This window comes from Halobacteriovorax sp. RT-2-3, from assembly GCF_047085075.1.
Classification (GTDB): domain Bacteria; phylum Bdellovibrionota; class Bacteriovoracia; order Bacteriovoracales; family Bacteriovoracaceae; genus Halobacteriovorax_A.
Genome location: NZ_JBKIYF010000003.1, coordinates 287,745 through 304,262, shown reverse-complemented (window position 1 = coordinate 304,262; position 16,518 = coordinate 287,745). Strand labels below are relative to the sequence as shown.

Here is a 16,518-nt window from a genome sequence, read left to right as displayed (position 1 = left end):
TTTAAAATTCTTATTGATTATGTGATTTCACATTGTTGTTTTTACGATTAGACTGGTTGTTTTCAACTTCACCTTTTTGATTACTTTGAGATTGGTTGATAACACGATCACGTGATTTTAAAGTAACTTTCGTCGCACTAAACCAAGGATCTTCAATCTTAATTTGGTCTTCATTACCATCTAGAATAGTGATAACGGGTACAATATCATATGAGTCTTTTTCTTCTTGTTTTACTGAAAGTCTAATAGTTTGTGGCCCTTTACCTTTTCTTGCACTTGAATCCTCTAGCTCGATTATGTATTTACTTTCTTTTCTAAGTGTTTTGTATTTCTTACGTGGACAACCTCCTAACTTATATGAAGTAATGACATCTGCGGCACAGCCGTCACTAATATAGTAAAGTAGGTCATATTCAACAATAATTCGATCAGGAGAATCTGCATCTATTGTAATTTCTTTCTTAGGAAAAAAGCTTTTGTTAAGCTTTATCTTCATTTCAGAAGCGTGAATTGCAAATGCAAATAAAATGACTAATGAAGATTTTAAGACAATTTTAAGTCTCATATTACCACCTAAGAAAAGTTTCCTAAGTAGCTCATCGGAATTTAATCTAAATTATTAAATTTAAGTGGAACTGAGTTTGCCATATCTCTTACAAATACTTCGTCCAAAGCATTATTTAAGTCTTTATCTAAGCAAAGCAGAGTATTTTCATAAGAGTGATCTGTAGCGTTGTGTTGGAAGTTATAGCTTCCAATACTTGATAATATTCTATCAAAATAAAATACTTTAGAATGCAGAAAACTCAGATGTAACCAGACTCGAGTTGAGTCAAATCTAGCATAATCTTTTAAAAGATTAGAGAAATGGGCCTCTCCAAAATAGTCATTCCACTTTTTTATACTTTTGAGTTTTTTTCTGATTTTTTTCTGTAGTGATTTATCACTAAGTGTTTCATTAAGTAGTAATTCTTTTATTTCTTCATTCTTTATGTCAATAATTTCATTACCAGTCATATCAGTACCTGTCGTAATGAAGTCTAGAGATATGCCGCTCTTTTGAAGCTCTTCTACTTTTTGATGTAATTTTTTAAACATCTTAAATGTATCAAACTTCTCTATTAAAGGAGCATCTTTAAATACTGAGTTATAGTATGTATCTGAACGAATCGGATCCATAACTCCTAGGTATGTATTTGTATAATTAAGTGCAAGGAGGTAGGCATCACCAATATTTGTTCGATATTCATAAGGTGACTGTTGTATAAAACGACAGACTCCCTTCATTCTTGTGTCTTTATTATTTAATATTTTGTCATATTGTCCTTGCCCTCTCAGCTCATTCTTTTCTTCCCATTCTAGTCTTGTGAGGTAAAAGTTGAGTTCCTTTTCTAGGTTTGCGATATTCTTACCAGTGTGTCTGATGATAGCGCCGTTTCTTCCTCTAATATTTCGAGTATTTTTTTTCTTAAAATATTGCCAGTCTTTTAGGAAGCCAATTGCAATATCGGTGACAAGGGGACCTTGAACCATGATATCAATATCTTTGTTTTTGAAGTCAGTATCTTGGGAAAGATTGTCAGCATTCAGTTGATTTTGACCGCCAACGATAGCAATTTTTCCATCCACGACTAATTTCTTGTGATGATAGACTGTACGTCCTTCATGTTTCCAAAAATCATTTGCTCGTATAAATTGAATACCCTTATCTTTAAGCTTATTTGGACATTCATTATGTCCTAGTGCTTTAGACATCATTTTATCGTCCATAATATAGACCTTGACGCCTCTTTGGTGAGCTTTAATTAACTCATTAACTAGTATCTTTACAGAAGAGTCACAAACAAAACTCAAAGACGACATTAAGATCTCAGACTTTGCGCTCTTAATAAGCTCTAGTTTCTTTTTATATGAATAATGATTTTCAAGAAGTTCTACATTATTGCCAAAGCTAAGTTGAGATTTTGAAACCTTATCCATTTCTATTTGAAATGCTGATGTAAAAAAGGAATGTTCAATCGTATTAAAATTAATTCTTTTAAAATCTTCTGAGAATAAAGATAGGTTAGCTATTTTCTTTCTAATTGGTGGATGATTTAAAAAACCCCATTCTTTTAATGGGTATACATCTACGAGATGATGTCTATTCTCATTTGAAAAATTAAATTGTGAGTAGTAATTGATCTTTGCTTCATTAAAAGTTGTGCCCCCATACTTTTCTATATAGGCATCATAATCAGTTTGGTAATCTTCTTGTAAGAGATGCCAAGTCAGCTCATACCACTTTGTATTCTCAAGCCTTCCATACTCATCTGTCTTATAGCTGTATGTTGCTCTGTCAGCACTTGCCTGATTGATAACATAGTCTTGATCTACAAAAGGAATTTGCAGCGCTAGGACATTAGTGGCCAAAGTTAATATGAGTGCAGATCTTATGGATCTTACTAATATATGAGACATGCTCATATTTTATGTTGGATTAATGAAAAAATATTGATTTTTGAAATAACTACCGTTCTGTTTAAAAAGAAAACAGACGTAATTTAGAGTAGTTGCGGGTGCTCAACGTATTTCTTTATTCCGGCAATGATCTTGCTCGCATAGACTCCATCAATGATTCTGTGATCGAGTGTAGCTCCAACAGTTAATGTTTCTCTGGCAATAATCTCACCTTTTTCTACGATGGCCTCTTCTTTGACTTTAAATAAGCTCAAAACAATTGGCACGTGAGAGATTGTGGGAATTGGAGCAAATGCAAATTCAGCACCAAAGTTACCAACACTTGTAATCATACAAGATCCAAATGGATCACGTTTTACACTGAAGAGTTTCGTGTAAAGATTGAGTCGATACATAGCAAAGTCTAGTAGTGTAAGGGCAGGTCTCGCAAGAAAGTTAGGAATAAGCTCCACAACCTTTTTAACTTTTTTAAAAGATTTATCTTTGTCGTTTCGAATATTATTCGCACTTTTCATCAGCTCTTTCTTGATATCAAAAACACTTTTCTTGTCAGCATTCCTAATGACTGTTCCTGAAAGGTCCTTTCCACTATGATCTACTGAGACTTGTAAAAAGATATCGACACTCTCTCTTTGATAAAGATGAGGGCCACGAATCATTCGATTAATTTGCGGATTTTCGTGGAATACTTGTGCAATTATTTTTGTGAAAAGATGGGTAGGAGTTACTCCTTTATCTTTTGTGTATTTTTTGAAATTAGTCGCATCAAATTTTAAAAGGCCAAATGTCGAAGGATCAACAGGCGTTTTCCATGTATTCATGGAAACCTTACGCCAAGAAGAAAGGCGTTTGACCTTAGTGAGTTTAATATGTCTCATAAGCGAGAATTTGCCTTCTGATCACCAATGTATTTGAAACGAGGAGTTTCAACTCCATCAATAACAATAGATTCAATAAACATCTCTAGAGGACGAACCCAGAGTTTTCCAAGATCATTCTCATATAGACATTCGTAGTAGACTAACTCTTCTAATGTTTCCGAATGGCGAACAATATCATGAACGATATAATTCATACCTTTGTAGTGTTGGTATAACCCACCTTTGACGATCTTACTCATTAGTCCTTCCTTACTTTTCTATAAAATTTTATTGCCGCCATAAGAACAACTCCTAAAGCAATAATTCCGCCAACTCCGTAGAGAATTCCTTCTAAACTTTTTATTACAGCAAGAAAGACAATCGCAAAAAGGAAGAGTGTCGCAACTTCATTCCATATACGTAAGAATTTTGCGGTATGAGGAAAATTGTCATTTTGAAGTGCTTTAAAAATCTTATGACATTTAAATTGATACATTAGCAGTAAAACGACTAGTGTTAATTTTAGATGAAGCCAGTAGTGACCTTTCATTGGCCAGTAAGTTGTATAAACTAGTGCGGCCCCAAAGATCACTGTAGAGATACACGCAGGCCAGGTAATTCCATACCATAGCCTGCGAGACATAATTTTAAATTGAGCACTTAAAATATCTCGTTCGCTGTCGCTCTTATCCTGGGCCTCCGTATGATAGATAAAGAGGCGAACTATATAAAAAAGTCCAGCAAACCAACAAACGATACTAATTAAATGTAGTGCTTTTAAATACTCGTAACTCATTATTTCCCAAATGTTGGAGCACCAGCGATATTCTCTTCATAGAAATTACCGAATGTGCTCATTTGCTTATGGAAGCTAACGGCAAGCTCTTGTGCCTTAGTTGTGTAAGCATCATGATCTTCCCACGATTTTTGTGGATTTAAAATTGTGCTTGGAATTTCTCCTACAACTTTTGGAATATTTAGACCAAAGATTGGATCTTGTTCAGTTTCAACGTTCTTAAGGTTATTAGCTTGAATATTGCGAATAATCTGTCTCGTAATATTTAGAGGAAAGCGCTGACCTGTTCCGTAAGCACCACCAGTCCAACCAGTGTTCACCATCCAAACATTAAAGCCTAGCTTGTCAATATACTCACCAAGAAGTTTTGCGTATTCACTTGGATGACGAAGCATGAAAGGAGCTCCAAAACAAGATGAGAAAGTGGCCGTTGGCTCTTTTACTCCAATTTCTGTTCCAGCAAGCTTCGCTGTGTAACCTAGAACAAAGTAGAACATCGCTTGTTCTTTTGTCAGTTTTGCAACTGGAGGTAAAACACCAAAGGCGTCAGCAGATAAGAAAAATACGTGTTTAGGAATATCACCACGTGAAGTCTTTTCAAGTTCATCGATGAACTCTAAAGGATATGAAGCACGTCCATTCTCAGAAAGTGACTTATCATAGAAATCAACAAGTCCAGTATTCTCGTCTAGAACAACGTTTTCAAGAAGTGATCCGAAGCGATTTGAAGCCGCGTAAATTTCTGGTTCACCTTCTTGAGAAAGCTTATAAGTTTTAGCATAGCATCCACCCTCAAAATTGAAAGTACCCGCTTCACTAATTCCGTGCTCATCATCACCAATTAGATAAGTACCAACATCTGTTGAAAGAGTTGTTTTTCCTGTTCCCGAAAGACCAAAGAAGATTGAAACTTCACCGTTATCAAGGCGAGATGCCCCTGAGTGAGTTGGCATAATATTCGACTCAGGTAGAAGATAGTTCATCGCTGCAAACATACTCTTCTTAATTTCACCCGCATAAAGTGTTCCTGCAATAATTGTAATTTTAGATTTGATACAAGTTACAATTGCAGTCTCAGATCTTAAATCAAATTCAGCTGGATCCAGTTGAAGTTCTGGAGCGTGAAGAATCGTAAAATCATTTTCATTAAAGTCTCTCATCTTTTCACGAAATAGGTGAGTTGAGAAAAGTGCATGATTAGGATTAGTTGTTACAAGTCTTGCACCAAGGTTGTGAACTTCGTCAGCACCAACGCTTCTTTCAGTAATGAAAAGATCACGATCTTCATTTAGGTAATTAGTTATATGTGACTTTAACTTTGCAAAAGTCTCCGGTGTCATGGCCTTAAAATTATTGTCCCACCAGATTGTATTTTCTGTTGTTTCATCGCGAACGATATAACGGTCATTGGCGCTGCGCCCCGTATGCTTTCCTGTCTCAACTACTAGAGCACCGTCTTTAGTTAGCTTTCCAATGCCACGAGCTACTGTTTCTTGAATTAAAAAGCTTCTTGCTGAGTTTACAAATATCTTATTATTTGGTCGCTCCATGTTAATTCCCATGTCTGTATAAAATTGCGTCATACATCATCTCCGGTTCGTTTTTTACAGTCCATAATAGTTCTTGTTATTAGTTCTTTTATGCCACTAAATATATGCTTTTTAACCTGTATTGATAACCATTTTTATCCTAATTCAGCTCATATTTTTTAACGCTAAGAAGTAGTCGGAATAACGATTTTATAGTATATTTTGGGGACTTATACACAATAGATATGATGCACTTAGTTGTGCTTTGAATTATAAGGAAGAAAATATGCAGCCATTATCATCTCGCGAGATTAGAGAGAGATTCCTAGATTACTTTGAAAAGATGGATCACTTAAAAATTAGTGCATCTTCAATCGTTCCTCAAAACGACCCGACACTACTTTTTATCAACTCTGGGATGGCCCCGTTAAAGAATTATTTTCTTGGAAAAGAGACTCCTCCATCTCCAAGGCTAGCAAATTATCAACCATGTATTCGTACAAAAGATATTGATGATGTTGGTGACCGTCACCACTTAACAATTTTTGAAATGCTCGGTTCTTGGTCAATAGGTGACTATTACAAAGAAAAAGCATGTAAGCTTGCTTACGACTTACTAGTTCATGAACTAGACTTCGATCCAAAGAGACTTTACTTCACTGTTTATGGTGGAAATGATGATCTAGGGATTAAACCAGATACTGAGTCTATTGAGGCTTGGAAGAAGTGTGGTGTTCCTGAGGATCATATTGTCGTTCTTGGTGAAGATAACTTCTGGGGACCGGCAGGGGACCATGGGCCATGTGGACCATGTACTGAAGTATTCTATGACACAGGTGCAGAGTATGGGCCTGAGTATAAGCCGGGTGGACATTTTGATGATGTAAGTCGTTACATTGAAATTTGGAATGCCGGTGTTTTCATGGAGCTTAACAAGCAAAAAGACGGGACATTTGAGCCTCTACCACTTAAGTCCGTTGATACAGGTTCTGGACTTGAGAGACTTGCAATGGTTATGAATGGTTGCGATTCTGTTTATGAAACTGATTTACTCGCACCGCTTATGGCATTTTCAAAAGAGCTTTTAGGTAAGAATACAGATATTCAAACTGAGCGTATGATTTCAGATCACATGCGTGCAAGTATTATGATTCTTGCTGAAGGTGTTATGCCTGGAAACGAAGGACAAGGATATATTCCACGTCGTCTTATTCGTAAGTGTGTCGCCGCATGTATTTCAAGAGGTGTGAAACCTAACTTTAATAAGCACATTCAAAAAACAATTGAGATGCTTGGTGATTACTACCCACAGCTTAAGTCAGCTCGTGAAGCAATCATCTATAATATGGAACAAGAAATTAATGAGTTCGTTCCAATCGTTGAAAATGGTCTAAAGAAAATTGAAGAAGAGCTATCAACAAACTCTAAATCAAAAGAACTATTTCCAGGGCATGTTGCATTTGAACTTGTAACAACTCATGGACTTCCTTTAGAAGTAATTAAAGCTGAGCTTGCTTCAAAGAAAATTGAATTTGCTGAAATTGAATATAACGAGTGTTACGAAGCTCACAGAAAAGCTTCTCGTGTAATTTCTCGCAAGAGCTCTGTTGGTGCAGACCAGGAGAGAATTGAACTTGAGTTTATCGAAGTAGCTGATACTGAGTTTACTGGATATGACTCTCTTGAGACAGATAGTGAAATTTTAAAAATTTACCGTACTGAAGATGAAATCTACTTTGCGACAAAAGAAACACCATTCTATGGTGAGTCTGGTGGACAAGCCGGTGATATCGGAACTGCTAGAACATCTACTGGTGAGCTTCAGATTATCGATACAATGAAAGTAAAAAATACTCATGTTCATATCGCTAAGATTATTTCTGGTGAAATTGAAACAGGTGAAAAGATTGAGTTGGTAGTTGATGGTGAAAATAGAAAAGCTTCAATGAGAAACCACTCTGCGACTCACTTACTACATGCTGCTCTTCACGAAGTGATTGGAAAGCATGCGATTCAAAAGGGTTCAATGGTAACTTCAGAGCGTCTACGCTTTGACTTTCAAAACCCTCAAGCAGTATCTAACGAAGAACTGATTAAAGTAGAGGCTTTAGTAAATAAGTGGATTATGCAAAATGATTCACGTACAACAAAGCTTTGTTCATACGAAGAAGCAATTGATAATGGTGCGATGGCATTATTTGGTGAAAAATACGATAGCGATGTTCGCGTAATTGCATTCGGAAAGGAAAGTGTTGAACTTTGTGGTGGGACTCACGTAGGACGCACAGGTGATATTGGTCTTTTCGTAATTACTCAGGAAACTTCTGTTGCAAAAGGTATTCGTCGTATTGAGGCCGTAACAGGAACTGAAGCAGTTCGTGTGATGCAGGAAAGAACGGCACTACTTAATGCTGCGGCAAAAGAACTTAGTACGAAACCTCAAGAGGTTCCAGCTCGTATTAAGGATCTTCGTGCAGAGATGAAAAAGAAGATCAAGGAAGCGAGTGCTAAAGCAGCTCAAAATGGATCAACTGACTTTATCAAAGAAGTTAAGCGTGACTATGAAGGGTTTAAGCTATTTGCTGCTACTTTGGATGCTGATGCTAAAGCGGTTAAAGAAATTGGTGATAATATGATCAACAAGGGTGAAGTACAGCTTATCTGCCTCATTTCGAAGGATGATAAGGGGATGAAATCATTTGTATGGTCTAACTCTGATGTTAAGGCAGGGGACTTCTTAAAGAAGATCCTAGAGCCTGTCGCTGGACGTGGTGGCGGACGCCCTAACTTTGCTCAAGGTGGTGCACCAGATGTAAACTCTGGGGCTCAAGTGCTTGAATTTATTGAAAGTTTATAAAGATTTCTATAATAGACACAGGTTCGACAAACCTGTGTCTAATTTCCTAACATCCCTATACTTAATTTCACTCCATAGTCGTTAGAAACAAATTCTGATGTATAAAGAATTTGTCTTAAATTTATGGAGTGTAGACGTGATTAAAACCAATTTACCTACAGATGCTCTTTCTCGTGAGCTTCGTCGTTTAACAATGCAACTTGAAATCATTGAGAATCATCTTGATGCTGCCGAAATCGAAGAAAAGAGAGAGATTGTTGAAAAGTCTATTATTCTAAAAATGAGTGATATGACTTCTTCAAATATCAATTACCTTGGGAAATTGAAAGGAATTAGAAAAACTAACTTAAAGAAGCGCTTTGTCCAAGCCGAAATCAATCTACTTAGTAAGGGAATTGGCCGTTTTCCTCAAAAGAATGAACTACGTCTAAAAGTGATCAAAGATCGTTTTGAAGGAATTGTTCATCGATTCAATAAAATCTCTGCATAACCTGTTCATAATTAACTATTTGTTAACTTTGCTCCGAAAAATTTCTGAGAGATTTGGAGTAACTTATGAGAGATTTTGACCCTAGAGTTTCATTTGCACAAAAAATTGTTGTAGCAATTCACTACACGCGAGAACAGCGCTCGCGTGTAAACGATGTATTTTATTTTTCATCACTAAAGCATTTAGATAAAGCTTATCTTGAGGCCAATATCATACCTGTCGATATTGCTGAAAAAATACGCGAATGCTGGATCGAATGTTATAAGAGCATCTGCCAGGAATCTTTTACTTTAAATGATAAAGCTAAAGAACACCTTAATTTTTGGAGTGAGTTACTAATGCTGCCAAATCAAAGCCTGCATTAATTCTTTGCTATATGAAATGAGAGTGTTACACGGGTTCCGATATTTACATCAGAGCTTATCTTGATTTTTCCATTTGAGAAATCAGTGAAGTATTTCACAATAGGTAGGCCATAACCTGTGCCAACTTCTCCTTTTGTCCCTAGGCGGCTAGTCTTTCGCTCAAAGTGAAAAAGGCCGTCAATGATGTCACTTGGAATACCTATTCCCTTGTCGACAATATCGATATAAATACGACCAGCTTCATCATAGAATTTTATAAGCACGTCTTGCCCTTCATGACTGAATTTAATCGCATTTGAGATCAGATTACTTAATATATGATCGCAGAAAATCTTCTTTTCACAAAAAAAGCTTTTCTCTGTGAGAATATCAAAGTGTAGTTTTAAGTTTTTATCATTTAAGAGTTTAAAATGCTGTTCAGAGAAGTTTTTAATTAGCTCAGAGTCGATTTTACTTTTATGTGAGAAGAGACTCTCTGAATCCAATTGGAAGCTTCTTACATTTGAAATGATCTCTTGAACCTTCTTTAGAGAGGTGTTGATTTGTATGTAAGAAGACTCATCAATTACGCTCTTTCTAAGTAGGCTTGAAATTTTTAATTTCAAAATAGTAACTGGATTTGAAAGATCGTGAAGGACTACATGAAGTAGTGTATCAAGTTGCTTATTTGAAAGTGCAAGTTTTAGTCTAGAGTTGGACTCCAGCCAAACATAGAAGAAAAAATATATTGTCGTGAGAATAGAGAATTGTACGATATTAAATTTCAATAGAGAATAGTATTGAGTATTCGTTAAAGGGTAAGATAGAGATGCGATAGTATGATCAAGCATAAAAAAAGATGCAAATGTGGAGATCATCACAAATACACCAAAAAGAAGCCCTGATCTATTATAGAAAACTCCGAAAAAAATAGGCGTTCCTGTTATCCAAATAATCCCAGGAGACTTTACGCCTCCAAAAGTGAAGACAATGATTATCATGATTAGAATAGATGGCAGAACACAAATCGCCTTGGCGAGACCATGCTTTCCTAGTGCACAGGCAATAATAAAAAATAAAACCTGGGCCGTCGTATACGTATAAAAGAACTCTTTCGGAATTTTATGAAAGAGAACATTAGGGTACGCCAGATAGTAGTAACTGACTGTAATTGATACCATGATAAGCGTAAAAACAATCAGATAGCGCTGAATAAGGTTCTCGCTTTTGAATTTTAGTTTCATCGAGGCCACTTTAAATCAAATTGTGATCTTATGCTAGCAAAGTGAAATTTATTTATGATTTCTCAAGGGAAAACTTAGGGTAAACTCCGTGCCATTTTCATTACTTGTAGGCGAGTGAACGAAAATTTTTGCACCTGAAAGCTCTACAAAATAGTGTACGATTGGAAGCCCGTAACCGGTACCAGCTTCGCCAATTGTTCCAGGCCTTGTGGTTTTCTTATCAAATTCAAAAATCGATTCCATAAGTTCTTCTGGAATACCAATACCTTCATCTCGAATACTGAGCAGTGCAGAGTCTCCTTGGATGCTAAAAGTTACTTCAATGATATCTTCGGGATGGCTAAATTTCACAGCATTAGTAAGTAAATTACTTAGTATATGGTCTTTAAGAATAGAGGGAGAACATTTTATCTTAAAGCCTCCTTCATCTTTAAAAATTAATTTTAAGTGTTTCTTATTAATTAATCTAAACTGCTCTGAAAGATATGATTTCAACTCTGTTGATTCGATTATTCTTCTATCTTCTTGTAAGTTTTCAGAACTCATTTGAAAGCTTCTAATATTTTGTATAATCTCTTCAATTTTAGAAAAAGCTTCTTTGATTTGCTTTGTTTCATTATCTTTAATTTGAAACCGTCTTTTCAAATTTGAAAGTTTTAACTTTAAAATTGTAATTGGATTAGAAAGATCGTGAAGAACAACATGTAAAAGGGTGTCCAGTTGCTCTTTTGATTGTTCAATTTCATCTCGCGTTTGTTGCTCAAGCCAAGTGTAGTATAGAAAGAAAAGAGTAATAACAATCGAGAAGTGAATAACATTCATCCTCTTTTCTTGCATATAAAGCTCTGGTGACACATTAACTGTCATCGATAGAATTTGCGCCTCAAAGGCATAGAAGACAGCATAGACAGCAAGCATGAGTGAGATGCCAATAATCATCCCTCTTTTTCTAAAAAATATTGCAAAGAAAATTGGGAACCCTGCAATCCAGAAGACTCCTGGAGCGTGAATACCACCAAAAGAAGTAATTAATACCAATGTTATTGCGATAGAAGGAAAGAGGCTCGAAATATTTCTAAGTGTATGTTGCCCTTTAAAGTCAAAATAATAGAAGGCAAGGTAAAGAGTTGAGATTGGTAAAACAAAATAATACAAAACATTATCATTGATAAAATGATGGTGTCTAAAGGCATAGGCAAGTAATGAGATCATCGCCATGACATTAGTAAAGTGAATAAGAAGTGTATTAAAACGATCTTTCATAATTACTAAATATAAATAATATAAAAGATTGTCGGCTATGACGATATTTTATTTAGTTGAAAATGACTGGGATTTTTTAAGTAAGAAATTGGTTGCGGGTTGTCCCTGCGTTCATGAAGCGCAGCTTTATGACGCTGAGGAGCTTAATATGCAAAATTAAAATATAAGCGTTAGCGCCTTATTTTAATGACGGTAAGTGTGGTAAATGACTGGGATTTTTTAAGTAAGAAATTGGTTGCGGGGGCTGGATTCGAACCAACGACCTTCGGGTTATGAGCCCGACGAGCTACCAACTGCTCCACCCCGCGACAAAGTAAAATCAATATATTATCAGAAAGGTCTTATGTCAAATTAAATTTGTCAGACATAAATTACTAAAATTTCTAGAAGACGCTCCGATATGAACTCTGTATGAGGGATGTTAAAAAATAAATTTTTTGGAGTTTAGACGATGGAAATGCAAAATCATAGTAAGTTAACGATTGATATCGATACTTCAGAGCTTACACCTGCACAGCTTCGCGCAATTAAAACGATTAATATGCTAATGGCACATATTGTGACAACAGAAGATGAAGCAGACTTTTTTGATGGGACTGCGGAAGTGATGAGAATTTGCGCTTCACTAGTAAAACAGTCGAAATTTTGCCAAGAGAATTCAAAAATTCCATACGGAGATCAGGCTTTAGAGTTTTCTATTGAGCTTCTAACTGAGCTTATGGAGTCTTCTTCTTTAGTAAAGTACGACAATTAATAGAATTACATAATTAGAGATAAAGGGCCTGCAATGGGCCCTTTTTTTTTGTCAAAAATTTAGCTATAACAGACTGTGAACTTTAAGAAGTAGGCTTTGAAAATGAGTGACATAAGTAAAAAGAAAATTTGTCTTACAGGTGTTAAACCAACAGGAATGCCACATTTAGGAAACTATATCGGTGCAATTAAACCTGCTATTGATAATGTTAATAAATCAGATATGGAAGGCTACTTCTTTATTGCTGATTATCATTCTCTTATAACTATTCACGATGGAGAAATTCTTCGAAATGATATTTATGAAGTGGCCGCGACTTGGCTAGCTGCTGGACTTGATCCAAATAAAGCAATTCTTTATAAGCAAAGTGATATTCCAGAGATTACAGAGCTAAATTGGATTATTTCATGTTTTGCTTCAAAGGGATTAATGAATCGCGCTCATGCATATAAAGCAAAGAAAGATAAGAATGCTGAAGAAAATCGCGATGAAGACTTTGGTATTAATATGGGTCTATTTTCTTATCCTGTTCTTATGGCCGCAGATATTCTTTTTATGAATACTGATTATGTACCAGTAGGTGAGGATCAGCTACAGCATATCGAAATTGCGCGAGATATCGCTTCAAGCTTTAATCACAAATTTGGTGATCTTCTTACTCTTCCTGAAGCTATTGTAAGCAAGGCCGAAAATAAACTTCTTCCAGGTCTAGATGGACGTAAAATGAGTAAGTCGTATGGAAACCATATTCCATGCTTTGTTCCAGAGAAGAAGCTTAAGAAAATGATTAATAAAATCACAACAGACTCAACTCCTCCTGAGGCTCCAAAGAATCCTGACGAATCATTAATCTTTGATATCTATAAATTCTTTGCAACATCAGAAGAACAAGTTGCCTTGGCCAAACGTTATCAAGAAGGAATTGGTTGGGGCCACGCTAAACTTGAACTTTTTGAGGTCCTAAACCGTGAACTAACACCGATGCGTGAAAAGTATGAAGCTCTTATGGCCGATAAATCACAGATCGATGCTATCCTTGCACAAGGTGCTGCTAAGATTCGTCCTATCGCTCAAGAGAACTTACGTCGTATTAAGAAAGCTATTGGTGTTTCAAACTAATATTTAGTTTTTATGATAAGGATGATCTTGCTTGATCGTTTGAGCTCGATATATTTGTTCGATTAGAACAAGTCGGGCAATCTTATGTGGAAAAGTCATAGGAGATAGGGAGAGTTGGTAATCAACTGTCTTTAAAAACTCTTTAGGAAAGCCCGCTGCTCCACCGATTAGAAAGCAAACACCTTTTTGCTGGGTTTCAATAACATCATAAATATACTTACTAAGCTTCTCACTATCGCAAGTTTTTCCATGCTCGGTCATTGCAACTACGTGTTGATTTCCAAATTTTGCTTTTATGGATTCGACTTTATTTAGAAGTTCCTTAAGTTCAAGATCAATATTTTCTTGATGACCTTTACACTCATGGATGTGAAGTTTTGGGAAGTTAATACGCTTAAGGTATTCATTTTCAAGCGCGATAAGGTGCTTATCTTTTAACTTCCCAATGACAATAACATGATTGTCTTTCATGAGTTACTAGAAGTAACCTTTATCTGAATCAGTAGATGCTCCAGCTTCTTCAGAAGAGTAGTAGTACTCATTTGGAATTTCAATTGATGGAACAGACCATAAATTGTCGATGTCATATGCTTCGCGAGCTGATTCATCAAAGATGTGAACAATAATGTCACCAAGGTCAATTAGAATCCAATCTGTTTGTTGGTGTAGACCTTCTTTAGAGATTACCGTCTGACCTTTTCTTTTCATTTGTTTTGCAATCTCATCAGACATTGCATTTGCCATTGAAGAGTTTGTTGCTGATGCAAGTACGAAGAAATCTGCTAGTGCAGTTGTTTTTCTCATATCAAGAACTTTAAGGTTAACACCTTTAAAGTTACCAAGAATCCAAGCACTCGCCATAGCAATATTTAATGGGAATTCAAGCTTTGAATTATCTGCAATTTCATCTACGTTTTTCGTGATAAATTCATTTTGTGACATTGATTAGTCCTTTATCGTTTTAAGCATTAAAGATTTTAGTAAGTCTATATTTAGTCCAGATACTGAAGAGATTGGAAGACACTTTCTATCAACCTGTGCCTCGAAGAAGTCTTGGAACTTCTTAATTTCTTCATCTGTCATAGCATCAATTTTTGTTAAACAAATTAGCTCTTTCTTATTTAAAAGATCTTCACTATAGCGACCAAGCTCTTGGCGAATAATTACGTATTGTTCAAACGCTTCGTATTCATCAAGACACCAAGAAACATCCACTAGGTGAACAAGAGATTTTGTTCTTTCAATATGTTTTAGGAATTTAATCCCTAGGCCTTTTCCTTCTGAGGCATCTTCAATTAGCCCTGGGATATCGGCAACAACAAATGAGTCATCTTCACCAAGTGTAACAACACCAAGGTTTGGCTCAAGAGTCGTAAAAGGATAATCTGCAATCTTTGGCCTTGCTGCAGAGATTGAAGAAATAAGTGTTGATTTACCAGCATTAGGTAATCCAACAAGTGCGATATCAGCAAGTAGACGAAGTTCAAGATCTACTTCAAGTTCTACGCCTTCTTTTCCTGCAGTTGCTTTTCGTGGAGCCTGATTAGTTGCAGTCTTGAAGTGAATATTTCCAAGACCACCACGTCCACCTTGTGCAACCATTAATCTCATACCGTGATCAGTTAGATCCGCGATAACTTGATTCGTTTCTGCATTACGAACAATTGTTCCAACAGGAACTTTGATTGTGAGGTCGTCACCAAATGCTCCACACATTTGACGGCCACCACCTTGCTGTCCGTGTTCGGCGCGGTAATGTTTTTTACCTCTGAAGTTAACAAGAGTGTTCATTCCTTCGTCGGCTTCAAAGTAGATGCTACCACCGTCACCACCGTCACCACCATCTGGTCCACCAAATGGGATATACTTTTCGCGGCGAAAGCTTACGCATCCGTTTCCTCCGTTTCCGGAAATTACTGTAATTTTAACTTCATCGATAAATTTCATAATAAGGTCTTATATAAAAAAAGGGAGCACTATGTATAGGCTCCCTTTAATATTTACAACTAATTAATAGCGTAAAATGGTAATTTTAATTAAGCTTCAACAACAGAAACGATTTGCTTCTTCTTGTTATAGAAACCAAATTGTACTTTACCTTCTTTCGTAGCGAATAGAGTAAAGTCTTTTCCAACTTTTACGTTTTTACCAGCGTGGAACTTAGATCCCGCTTGTCTTACAATGATGTTTCCTGGAACAACAGCTTCACCACCAAATTTCTTAACACCATACATGTTTGGGTTTGAATCACGACCGTTACTTGTTGAACCACCGGCTTTTTTGTGTGCCATATCTAACTCCTAAAATTGATAATTAATTAAGCTTTAACTTCTTTGATTTTTAAAGTTGTAAAGTGTTGTCTGTGTCCGTTCTTCTTCATGTATTTACCTGGCTTTCTTTTAGAAACGATAACTTTTCTTGAACGATCATGTCTTACTACTTCAGCAACAACTTTAGCACCAGCAACAGTTGGAGCACCAACTTTTGCGCTTTCACCACCAACAAATAGAACTTTATCAAATTCTACAGTTGATCCAGCTTCTTGTTCTAACTTCTGAACATCAATAGTCATACCAGCTTCTACTCTGTACTGGTGACCTGAGATCTCTACTACTCCGTACATACTTTCTCCTAATGAAAGGCAGCCTTTGGGGGTTGCTCGATAGTTCTCGCTAACTCTTTTTTCCCTCGGACTGAAATTAACTTTATGAAACTAGGATTTTTATTAATAATTGGGCCTGTTGTCAAGGACTAAGACGCAATTACACTCCTTTATTTGAGGATTTTTTGCCTAGCGCTAAG

18 protein-coding genes and 1 tRNA gene are annotated in these 16,518 nt (G+C 36.2%); 5 read left to right on the top strand and 14 right to left on the bottom strand.

The annotated features are described in order from the left end of the window. Window positions 1–10: 10 nt before the first annotated feature. The 6 genes from ACMAYX_RS11930 to ACMAYX_RS11905 form a co-directional block, all read right to left on the bottom strand. On the bottom strand, window positions 11–565 hold the full coding sequence (locus ACMAYX_RS11930; RefSeq protein ID WP_103218888.1) for a hypothetical protein: 555 nt from the start codon (window positions 563–565) through the stop codon (window positions 11–13). A gap of 41 nt (window positions 566–606) precedes the next feature. Continuing rightward, window positions 607–2,460, bottom strand: a complete 1,854-nt coding sequence (locus ACMAYX_RS11925; protein WP_412469958.1) for a phospholipase D-like domain-containing protein — start codon at window positions 2,458–2,460, stop codon at window positions 607–609. Window positions 2,461–2,543: 83 nt separating this feature from the next. Further along, window positions 2,544–3,338, bottom strand: coding sequence for a 2-oxo acid dehydrogenase subunit E2 (locus ACMAYX_RS11920; RefSeq protein ID WP_392990742.1), 795 nt, complete (start codon window positions 3,336–3,338; stop codon window positions 2,544–2,546). Further along, window positions 3,335–3,580, bottom strand: coding sequence for a DUF1653 domain-containing protein (locus ACMAYX_RS11915; RefSeq protein ID WP_103218891.1), 246 nt, complete (start codon window positions 3,578–3,580; stop codon window positions 3,335–3,337). The genes ACMAYX_RS11920 and ACMAYX_RS11915 overlap by 4 nt, the downstream gene beginning before the upstream one ends. Continuing rightward, the gene (locus ACMAYX_RS11910) at window positions 3,580–4,116 is read right to left on the bottom strand and encodes a CopD family protein (protein WP_412471985.1); all 537 of its coding nucleotides are present in this window, start codon (window positions 4,114–4,116) and stop codon (window positions 3,580–3,582) included. Before ACMAYX_RS11910 ends, ACMAYX_RS11915 begins: the two co-directional genes overlap by 1 nt. Further along, window positions 4,116–5,699 carry a phosphoenolpyruvate carboxykinase (ATP) gene (locus ACMAYX_RS11905; protein ID WP_412471984.1) on the bottom strand — a complete coding sequence of 528 codons (1,584 nt, stop codon included), beginning with the start codon at window positions 5,697–5,699 and terminating at the stop codon, window positions 4,116–4,118. Before ACMAYX_RS11905 ends, ACMAYX_RS11910 begins: the two co-directional genes overlap by 1 nt. Window positions 5,700–5,931: 232 nt before the next feature. Between ACMAYX_RS11905 and alaS the strand changes: the two genes are divergently transcribed. From alaS to ACMAYX_RS11890, 3 genes are all read left to right on the top strand, one after another. After that, window positions 5,932–8,502 (top strand): alanine--tRNA ligase, encoded by a 2,571-nt coding sequence (gene alaS, locus ACMAYX_RS11900; protein ID WP_103218894.1) that lies wholly within the window; start codon window positions 5,932–5,934, stop codon window positions 8,500–8,502. Between the two features lie 136 nt (window positions 8,503–8,638). Then, window positions 8,639–8,992: a hypothetical protein gene (locus ACMAYX_RS11895; protein ID WP_412471983.1), complete on the top strand. Its 354-nt coding sequence runs from the start codon at window positions 8,639–8,641 to the stop codon at window positions 8,990–8,992. 65 nt (window positions 8,993–9,057) lie between these two features. After that, window positions 9,058–9,357, top strand: a complete 300-nt coding sequence (locus ACMAYX_RS11890; protein WP_103218896.1) for a hypothetical protein — start codon at window positions 9,058–9,060, stop codon at window positions 9,355–9,357. On the opposite strand, the gene ACMAYX_RS11885 is transcribed toward ACMAYX_RS11890, so the two are convergent. The 3 genes from ACMAYX_RS11885 to ACMAYX_RS11875 form a co-directional block, all read right to left on the bottom strand. Further along, complete coding sequence (locus ACMAYX_RS11885) at window positions 9,354–10,580, bottom strand: sensor histidine kinase (protein WP_412472276.1); 1,227 nt, start codon at window positions 10,578–10,580, stop codon at window positions 9,354–9,356. The genes ACMAYX_RS11890 and ACMAYX_RS11885 overlap by 4 nt on opposite strands. Window positions 10,581–10,628: 48 nt before the next feature. Then, window positions 10,629–11,843 (bottom strand): sensor histidine kinase, encoded by a 1,215-nt coding sequence (locus tag ACMAYX_RS11880; protein ID WP_412469954.1) that lies wholly within the window; start codon window positions 11,841–11,843, stop codon window positions 10,629–10,631. Between the two features lie 232 nt (window positions 11,844–12,075). Beyond that, a tRNA-Met gene (locus tag ACMAYX_RS11875) sits at window positions 12,076–12,151 on the bottom strand. 143 nt (window positions 12,152–12,294) lie between these two features. On the opposite strand from ACMAYX_RS11875, the gene ACMAYX_RS11870 reads away from it, so the two are divergent. Together ACMAYX_RS11870 and ACMAYX_RS11865 are read left to right on the top strand one after the other, a co-directional pair. Beyond that, window positions 12,295–12,597: a hypothetical protein gene (locus ACMAYX_RS11870; RefSeq protein WP_393022161.1), complete on the top strand. Its 303-nt coding sequence runs from the start codon at window positions 12,295–12,297 to the stop codon at window positions 12,595–12,597. 111 nt (window positions 12,598–12,708) lie between these two features. Then, the gene (locus ACMAYX_RS11865) at window positions 12,709–13,716 is read left to right on the top strand and encodes a tryptophan--tRNA ligase (protein WP_199177574.1); all 1,008 of its coding nucleotides are present in this window, start codon (window positions 12,709–12,711) and stop codon (window positions 13,714–13,716) included. A 3-nt stretch (window positions 13,717–13,719) separates the two neighbouring features. Here the strand turns inward: ACMAYX_RS11865 and ACMAYX_RS11860 are convergent, their stop codons facing one another. The 5 genes from ACMAYX_RS11860 to rplU all read right to left on the bottom strand — a co-directional run bounded on the left by ACMAYX_RS11860 (window position 13,720) and on the right by rplU (window position 16,339). Continuing rightward, window positions 13,720–14,187 (bottom strand): 23S rRNA (pseudouridine(1915)-N(3))-methyltransferase RlmH, encoded by a 468-nt coding sequence (locus tag ACMAYX_RS11860; RefSeq protein WP_103218901.1) that lies wholly within the window; start codon window positions 14,185–14,187, stop codon window positions 13,720–13,722. Window positions 14,188–14,193: 6 nt separating this feature from the next. Beyond that, complete coding sequence (rsfS, locus tag ACMAYX_RS11855; protein WP_103218902.1) at window positions 14,194–14,658, bottom strand: ribosome silencing factor; 465 nt, start codon at window positions 14,656–14,658, stop codon at window positions 14,194–14,196. Window positions 14,659–14,661: 3 nt separating this feature from the next. After that, window positions 14,662–15,663 carry a GTPase ObgE gene (gene obgE / locus ACMAYX_RS11850; protein ID WP_103218903.1) on the bottom strand — a complete coding sequence of 334 codons (1,002 nt, stop codon included), beginning with the start codon at window positions 15,661–15,663 and terminating at the stop codon, window positions 14,662–14,664. 89 nt (window positions 15,664–15,752) lie between these two features. Next, a complete protein-coding gene (rpmA, locus tag ACMAYX_RS11845) occupies window positions 15,753–16,007 on the bottom strand; it encodes a 50S ribosomal protein L27 (protein ID WP_021266471.1) in 255 nt (84 codons plus the stop codon). A gap of 26 nt (window positions 16,008–16,033) precedes the next feature. Then, window positions 16,034–16,339: a 50S ribosomal protein L21 gene (rplU, locus tag ACMAYX_RS11840; protein ID WP_103218904.1), complete on the bottom strand. Its 306-nt coding sequence runs from the start codon at window positions 16,337–16,339 to the stop codon at window positions 16,034–16,036. Window positions 16,340–16,518: the final 179 nt, after the last annotated feature.